General features: G+C 60.5%; 7 protein-coding genes. 5 read left to right on the top strand and 2 right to left on the bottom strand.

Annotated features, from left to right (window positions below; all coding sequences use genetic code 11):
- Positions 1–612 (top strand): NAD-binding protein (locus O2807_09280; protein ID MDA1000687.1); only part of this gene is annotated, 612 nt, incomplete at its 5' end.
- A 70-nt stretch (positions 613–682) separates the two neighbouring features.
- On the opposite strand, the gene O2807_09275 is transcribed toward O2807_09280, so the two are convergent.
- Entirely contained in the window at positions 683–2,257 is a 1,575-nt protein-coding gene (locus tag O2807_09275; protein ID MDA1000686.1) for a thiamine pyrophosphate-dependent enzyme, read from the bottom strand.
- A gap of 64 nt (positions 2,258–2,321) precedes the next feature.
- Positions 2,322–4,286 (bottom strand): 2-oxoacid:acceptor oxidoreductase family protein, encoded by a 1,965-nt coding sequence (locus O2807_09270; protein MDA1000685.1) that lies wholly within the window; start codon positions 4,284–4,286, stop codon positions 2,322–2,324.
- Positions 4,287–4,913: 627 nt separating this feature from the next.
- Here O2807_09270 and O2807_09265 point away from each other — a divergent pair.
- The 4 genes from O2807_09265 (at position 4,914) to O2807_09250 (ending at position 7,555) form a co-directional block, all read left to right on the top strand.
- The gene (locus tag O2807_09265; GenBank protein MDA1000684.1) at positions 4,914–6,008 is read left to right on the top strand and encodes a GGDEF domain-containing protein; all 1,095 of its coding nucleotides are present in this window, start codon (positions 4,914–4,916) and stop codon (positions 6,006–6,008) included.
- 36 nt (positions 6,009–6,044) lie between these two features.
- Positions 6,045–6,959: a GGDEF domain-containing protein gene (locus tag O2807_09260; GenBank protein ID MDA1000683.1), complete on the top strand. Its 915-nt coding sequence runs from the start codon at positions 6,045–6,047 to the stop codon at positions 6,957–6,959.
- A complete protein-coding gene (locus O2807_09255) occupies positions 6,878–7,171 on the top strand; it encodes a diguanylate cyclase (protein ID MDA1000682.1) in 294 nt (97 codons plus the stop codon). The genes O2807_09260 and O2807_09255 overlap by 82 nt, the downstream gene beginning before the upstream one ends.
- 132 nt (positions 7,172–7,303) lie before the next feature.
- A complete protein-coding gene (locus tag O2807_09250; protein MDA1000681.1) occupies positions 7,304–7,555 on the top strand; it encodes a hypothetical protein in 252 nt (83 codons plus the stop codon).
- Positions 7,556–7,698 lie beyond the last annotated feature (143 nt).

Genomic DNA, 7,698 nt, shown 5'->3' with positions numbered 1-7,698 from the left:
ACGGCCGATCCCTCGGACACGAAGCGCCTCGCCGCGCTCTGCAAGGCAAAGCGGGTTCCCTTTCTCGATGCCTGCGTGAGCGGCCACAGCCGGAACGTGGCCGACCGGGTGGGCCTTTTCGTCATCGGCGGGAGCAAGGCCCACTACCAGAAAGTCACCCCCCTCCTCGATCGGCTCCTCTCCGATCACATCCACTGCGGCGGAACGGCCGCGGGCGCCACCGTCAAGATTCTCATCAACTACCTCGCCTGCCTCCAAAGGTGCTCTCTGGCCGAGACCTTCCGGATGGGCCTGCGGGCCGGAGTGAAGGGGGACCTGCTCGTGGACGCCCTCAAGCGGAGCGCCGCCGACAGCCGCCAGCTCAGAAACCGCGGGGAGATCATGATCAAAAGAAGGTACGGCAACCCCGTCAGCACGCTGGACGTGCTCCTCAAGGACATCGGCCTCGGGAAAAAGCTCGCCGACAAGGTGGGCGCCCTCACCCCGATCGGGGGGGCGAGCCTGCCCATCTTCCGGGAGGCCCACCGATCGGGCTACGGCGAGCTGGACAGCGCCGTCGTCTACCAGGTCTTCGAGGATCGGGAGAAGAAAAAGCGGCGCGCGCGCCGGTAGGCGCTCTCCGCGCACAAAAAAACCCCGCGATCCTCAGGGACCGCGGGGTTTTTGTTTTGGAGAAAGAATCCTATCTGAGGCCGGCGAGCTCCTGGAGGCGGTGCCAGTTGCGGAGCCGCTCCTCCTGGGTGTGGAGCAGGACTTCGGAGGGCTTGCCCGCCTTGTCGAACTGCTTGGCGAAGCGCCCCTCGGTGCGGGCGAAGGAGATGAAATCTATCGGCTCGCCCGTCTTGGGGTTCACGTACCAGTCCTGGTTCGGGGAGGGATTGCCCGTCAGGTTCATCCGCGACTTGATGGTGTCCCCTTTCCGCGGATCGTAGGTGAAGACCGGGAAGGCGCGGCTGTCGGCGGCGAGCTTGGCCTGCTTGCCGGAAACGTCATCGCCCACCCCGTGCTCGGGCTGGCAGGTGGTGTAGACGTTCACGACGGCGGGGCCGGGGAACTCGTTCGCCTCTATGATGGACCGGTAGAAGTGGTTCGCATGCGCGCAGGTGGTCTGTGAGACGTACACGTTCCCGTGCATCATGGCGATGGTGGCGATCTCTTTGCGGTCTTCCTGCTTGCCGGCCACCACCTTGCCGTGCTGGCTCATCTTGGCGTCCTGGCCGCCGAAGGAGGCGGTCGAGGCCTGGCCGCCCGTGTTCGAGTAGACCTGGGTGTCGAGGATGAGGACCTTGATGTCCGAGCCGCTGGCGAGCATCCGCGAGAGCGACTGAAAACCGATATCGAGCATGGCGCCGTCGCCGCCGATGCACCAGAGGCGCTTGTCCTGAAGCCCCCGCTGATCCCATCTCGCCCGCACGCCCATCGCGACGGCCGGGCCGTTCTCGAAGAGGCTGTTCGTCCAGGGCACGAGGTAGGGGTTGTAGGGATAGGTGCTCGTGTAGACGGTGTTGCAGCCCGTGCTGGCGACGATGCCCATGCCCTCTTTGCCGTAGACGAAGCCGGTGGCGGCCGTCATCATCCGCAGCGCGGTCGCCTCGCCGCAGCCCATGCAGCTGCCCGCCCCGCCCACAAAGAGAATCGAGCGCTCGGCGAGCATCATATCGGCCAGAAACTTCTCGTTGATGTATTCCTTGGGCGTTTCGGGGAGGCCCTTGTAGAAAGCAAAATCCTTGCGGAATTCCTCGAGGTTCTCCGCGGTTTTCGGAATCATCCCCAGGGAGGCGTGGCTTCCGCACACCTCGACGCACTCGGCGCAGCCCTTGCACTTGGTCGGATCGACGAAAATGCCGAACATGGCGCCGTCGAGTCCTTTTTTCTCGGCCTGCTTGTGGAACTTGCTTGTCTTCGAGAAGCGCTTGCGCATGCGCTCGCGCTCACCGGTGTCGCCCATCTCGGCGAGACGGTTTTCGAGCTCTTTTTCCGAAATCGCGATGCCGAGAATCGCCGTGTCCGGGCACTCGGTCACACAGTCCATGCAGCCCACGCACATGTCGTTATAGAACTCGGGGAGGTCGGGGGCGATGTAGCTGAAATCGCGCAGGGCGCCCGTTCCGGCCGGAACCAGACTGCGCGCCAGCTGAAAGTCGGCCTCGAGGCCCATCTCCGCGGTGCCGTCGTTGTAAGCGCCGACCACGCGGTCGTTGAAATCGGCGATATCCAGGAAAGTTTCTAACGCTACAGCAGAATCACCATTTTTCATTCACGAACTCCAAGGGAAAAGGCCGGGCAAGCCGCCGGCCGTCAAACCTGTGTGAACACCCGGCCTAACTCACCATCTCCAGCGTGCTGGCCGTTTCGATCAACTCGTGCGGGATTTCCTGCACCTCACTGTACCCGCGGCGCACGCACTCCATGTTGTCCTTCACCACCTGCTCTCCGCGGCGGCCAAAGTATTTGCGCACTGTTTTTTCCACGCTCGCGAACACCTCTTCCTCGCTCAGACCCTTCTCCGTCAGGAAGGGGGTGCACCGCAGAAAGATGCCCAGCAGGACGATGCCCTGCATGCGCTGCTCGAGCGAGGGGTCGCTGGCAATCTCACGGGCCACCTGGACAGTGTCCATGTAGACGACCCGCGCCTTGCGCGCCCGCAGGGTGCTCTGCGCCGGCGTGGGAATGTTCGACCAGACGGTTTCCGCATCGGTTTCGGGCGTCTGGATGAACACCATCCCGCCCTTGGCAAGCCCCTGAAGCGGATTTCCCGACTTCAGGGCGTTCACATCGTTGAGCGGGATAAATTCGACGTCGTGCAGCTCGCAGTGGGTCCGAATCAGATCCTCTGCGATGGTGAGGTAGTAGGTGGTGGGAAGACCCTTTTTCTCGGAGCCGTATTTCGGATAAGCCTGTACCTGAAGACCGAAGGCCTCCCCCGCGATGGTGGCGATGACCTTGTTCGTCGTAACGCTTCCGTAGCCGCCCACCGAATGACCGCGCATCGAAAAGGCACCCTTGGGCCGGAGGTCGGGGTCCGGCGCCATCTTCAGCGCCGTTGCATGTTCGATGCCGACCGAGAAATAACGCTTCCCGTTTCCGCTCGACATATTTTCGACAATCGCGATCAAATCGCCCGGCCGCACGTCGCGGCTTCCGAGACCGGCCGAACCGGAGTAGACGACCGGCACGCGCTCGATCTTCGGGTAGCCTTCCGTCCCGCAAAGGGCATCGGCGAAGGAGGCCTTGATCTCGGCGGTCAGGGGGTTCGACTGCGCCGTTGGGACATCGAGACGCTCGAGAACAGAGAAGGACTTCGTTCCCTTGAGGGCGTCCACCAGCTCCGCTCCCGGGAAGGGCCGGAAGGCGGTGACGTTGACCAAGCCGACCTTCTTCCCCTGTGCGCGGAGGTGGTCCACCGTGACCAGCGCGGTTTCCATGTAGCAGCCCATGCCCACAAAGGCGTGCTCGGCGTCTTCCATCTGGTAGCTCTCGATCATGCCGTAGCGGCGGCCGGTGGCCTTGTAGAACTCATCCATCGCATTTTGAAGGATGGCGGGGAGCTTGTCGTAGAAATACCGCTGGGAGATCTTCCCCTTCATGTAGGCGTCCTGGTTCTGGACCGTGCCGCTCATGATGGGGTTGTCGAAATCCATGAGATTATGGTTTTTCACTCCCGGAGGGCCGATGTACTCCTTCATGAACTCCGGCTCGGGAAGCACCACATTCTCGATGGTGTGGGTGGTGAGAAAGCCGTCCTGAATGTTGAGGAAGGGGGTTTCGCCGTCCTCGGCGGCGCGCCGGGCGATGAGGGCGAGGTCGCCCGCCTCCTGCGCGGTCCGGGCGAAGAGCATGCCCCATCCGCAGTCGGCGACGCCCATGACATCATCGTGGCCGGCGTGCACGTTCAGGCTGTGGGAGGTCAGGGCGCGGGCGCCGATGTGGAAAACGATCGGCAGGCGCTTTCCGCTGATGGTGTAGAGCACTTCCTTCATCAGGATCAGGCCCTGGCCCGAGGTGAAGTTCGACACCCGGCCGCCGGCGACGGCGAATCCCTCGCAGGTGCTGGCGCTGGAGTGTTCGCTTTCGAGCTCGAGGAAAAAAAGCTTCTCGCCCCAGAGATTCTCCTTCCCGTTGGCCACCTCCGCCTGGTAGCCCTGTCCCATCGTGGTGGAACTGGTGATGGGATAGGCGCAGGCACCCTGGGTGATGTGGGTCTCGACCCAGGCGATTGCGCCGGCGCCATCGGAGGTGGTGGGAATCCCCGGATAGGGAAAGTTTTTGCCATTAGAACTTGCCATATTTTTCAGCTCCCGAACGCAAAAGGATTCTTCCGGGAAAACCGGAAAAAAGTGAAGTAATGTCCAGAAATCCCGGCCGCGCCGGACGACCTCACCGGGGGTGTGCCACCTTCCCGGCCGCCACCCAAACAAATCGGCGAGAGAACCTTATCATGTCTGCACGGGCCTTTCGAGCGTACTCCCAATAAAAACAAGTGGTTTTCGTATACTGTATACAATTTTACGTGAATTCCGGACCCCCCCCGCCCGCAAGGACCCGTCGTTATTTCTTCTCCCTCCAAGGTAGCCCTCATATCCGAAAACAGCCAGAAATTTCGAATATTTCCTCAAAATCCGATAAAACTTGTCATATTTTCCCCCGCCGCTACCCGTTGGCCTCCCCCTCCCTTCGCATCGCACCGGGGAGACGGGAGGTCCTCAGCCGCTCTCCCGCCCATGCAGGGCCAAATAACCGGCGTTCAATCCAAGTTCACTTTTTTGATTTTCCATGGATTGTGTTACTTTCATCTTCGTGGGGAGGAAGGAGTTAGTTTGTCCTCCGATTTGCTAGGGAAGAACACTCAACTAGAAATATCCGACCACAGAGAAGACCGTTCTGGGCACCTTCTCAACCCAGGTACCTCACGGATGGATCCTTCAGGAGAAATTACCCGCCAATCCCTCGCGGAACAGCTCAAAATCACCGAGTGGGAGGTAGAAGAGCGCCTGAAGCTCTTGAACTTCACCCCGCCGGATATTGAGGCCCTTATCCGGTGCCACGAGTTCATCCTCCAAAACGCTGAGAAACTTGTGGAGGAGTTTTACACCCATCAAACCACTATCCCCGAGGTGACGCTCATCATTGGAGATGCGGACACCCTCGAGCGGGTCAAGTCCTCGCTCAAAGGCTACATCATCGAACTTTTCGAGGGAGAGTATGATCTCGAATACGTCAACAAACGTCTTTTGATCGGAAAAACCCATCAGCGCATCGGCGTCTCCCCCAAGCTCTACTTTTCCGCGATCCACACGCTGGTCACGCTTCTGACCAATGAGATCGAACAGCACCTGAAGGCCAAGGAAGCCGAGGAAACCAAGAGCGCCCTTCGCAAGCTCCTCATGCTCGATCTCCAGCTTGTCATGGACACCTACATGGGCAGCCTGGTTTCCGAGGTCACCAAGGCCAAGGACAAGGCCGAGGCGTACGCCGAATCGATGGCCGATCAGTCGCGCCGTCTCCGGGACATCGCCCGGAAAGACTTTTTGACCGACCTGTACAACCACCGGGCGCTTCAGGACGAGCTCCGCCGCCAGATCGCCGCCGCCCGGCGGTACCAGAACCCGCTGGCGCTGGTCTACCTGGACCTCAACCGCTTCAAGGAACTCAACGACACCCACGGCCACGAGGAAGGGGACAAAATGCTTTGCCTTGTGGGCGAGACGCTCATCGAGGGCTCCCGCGAGGCGGATTATCCCTGCCGGCAGGGCGGCGATGAGTTCTGCATCGTGATGCCCTCCACGACCCTGGAGCAGGCGGAAAGCGCCTGCGAGCGCATCATCGAAATCTTCAAGTCGAAAAATCCCCACGCGGTCTCGTTCAGCATCGGCATCGTCGAGATGTCTCCCGCCTCGTCCGTGGACCGGAACGAGCTGATGAAAAAAGCGGATGAGCTCATGTACAAATCGAAAGAAAAATCGCAGGAAGGAGACGGCTACGGCATCACGACGGGGAAGATTGAATAGAACGCAAAGAAACTCCCAGCGAAAAGGACGCCCATTATGACCGCAACCGGAATTCAGACTTCCCTGGCGGATCAGATGAAAATATCCGAATGGGAGGCAAACGCCCGGAAAAAGCTGTTTGAATTCTCGGAGGAGGAAGTTTCCGCGCTCATTTCCTGCCGGACGTTCATCGGCGAGCACGTCGATGAAATCGTGGATGCGTTCTACAAAAAACAGACCGCCGTCCGGGAGATCTCCCTGCTCATCGGCGACTCCGGCACCTTCCGGCGGCTCCGCGCCTCCATGCGCCAATACGTTGCGGAGCTTTTCGATGGGTTCTACGACCTCGAATACGTCAACAAGCGCCTCCACATCGGGACGGTGCACAAGAGAATCGGCGTCTCCCCCAAGTTCTACATCTCGGCCGTGCGGCTGCTCGAAGATCTTCTCCGGCAAAAAATCGAGACGCACTTTTCCGTCGAGGACTCGCACCGCATCGAAGACGCCCTCCACAAGATCATCCTCTTCGACGTCCAGCTCATCTTCGACGCCTACATCAACAGCATGCTCGCCGAGGTGGAATCCGCGAACAACCAGCTGGCCGAATACGTCGCCTCCCTCGAAGAGACGGTTCAAGAAAGAACCGAGCAGCTGCGCGATCTGTCCCGCAAGGACGCGTTGACCCAACTGTTCAACCAGCGGGCTTTTGCCGAAGATCTCCGGCGGGAAGTCATGGGCGCCTCCCGGCACCTCCAGAGCCTCACGCTCGTCTATTTCGACCTGAACGGATTCAAGGCGCTGAACGACACCAAGGGCCATCTGGCCGGGGATCAAGTCTTGGTGAATGTCGGCCAGGCGCTTCTCGAAGTGACGCGGGACACCGACTTCCCATGCCGCTACGGGGGGATGAATTTTGCGTCATCCTGCCCGCCACGAATGCAAGCCAGGCCTATAAACTGTGCCAGCGCTTGATCGAAGTGTTCCGCCCCAAGTGCAAGGAGGGCGTTTCCTTCAGCATCGGAATCGCCGAACTCGATCACAAGGCCAGCGATACTCCCAAAGCGCTCACCAACAAGGCGGACGCCGCCATGTACCAGTCCAAGGAGCTTTCCAAGGAAGACAAAGACTTCCACATCACCGTTGCGCAAGCCGATATTTTGAATTCACCGGGCTTGCCCGCCTAGAAATCCCTGCCGGGTGCCCCGCTTCCCCTCTCTCGGTCCGTTTGCCTTGGAAGTTTCCCGCCGCGGCGTTATTCTTCCTCTGGCCGGCATACCGGCGATCTGGGCTTGCTGCGGAAGAGAGTGAGGGGAAAAATGTTTGAGAGCTGGACCGTGCACTACGGAAACATCCTGATCGGAATTCTTGTCCTGGCCCTGATCTTTTTCCTGTTCCGGGAGTTTTTCTGCTGGTACTGGAAGCTGAACAAGATCGTGGACCTGCTCCAGAGCATTGACCGGAGGCTCCAGGACCAGGAGATGCGCGCCGCGCGCGCCGCTCCTGCGCCGTTGCCTCCTCCGCCGCCGCAGGAGCCGCCCGCCCCGCCGGGCGGTATCCATCCCGCCTAAACGGTGTCCGGCTTCGGCAGAACCCGCTTGAGAAGGGTCGGCAGAAGGGCCGCCGCCGCGAACACCCCCAACGCCACCCAGACCTGCGAGGAGAGCCTTCCGCTCAACAGCTCTCCCACCGCATCGCCCAGATAGGTGTAGGC

The sequence above is a fragment of the bacterium genome, from assembly GCA_027622355.1.
Lineage (GTDB): Bacteria > UBA8248 > UBA8248 > UBA8248 > UBA8248 > JAQBZT01.
Note: the sequence above shows the minus strand (reverse complement) of the source record. Positions and strands in the feature narration are given on the sequence as shown.

What these genes read in the sequence shown, in the direction of transcription:
- O2807_09275 (MDA1000686.1), bottom strand. Translation starts at nt 2,257, where the DNA reads ATGAAAAATGGTGATTCTGCTGTAGCGTTAGAAACTTTCCTGGATATC.
- O2807_09270 (MDA1000685.1), bottom strand. Translation starts at nt 4,286, where the DNA reads ATGGCAAGTTCTAATGGCAAAAACTTTCCCTATCCGGGGATTCCCACC.
- O2807_09265 (MDA1000684.1), top strand. Translation starts at nt 4,914, where the DNA reads ATGGATCCTTCAGGAGAAATTACCCGCCAATCCCTCGCGGAACAGCTC.
- O2807_09260 (MDA1000683.1), top strand. Translation starts at nt 6,045, where the DNA reads ATGACCGCAACCGGAATTCAGACTTCCCTGGCGGATCAGATGAAAATA.
- O2807_09255 (MDA1000682.1), top strand. Translation starts at nt 6,878, where the DNA reads ATGCCGCTACGGGGGGATGAATTTTGCGTCATCCTGCCCGCCACGAAT.
- O2807_09250 (MDA1000681.1), top strand. Translation starts at nt 7,304, where the DNA reads ATGTTTGAGAGCTGGACCGTGCACTACGGAAACATCCTGATCGGAATT.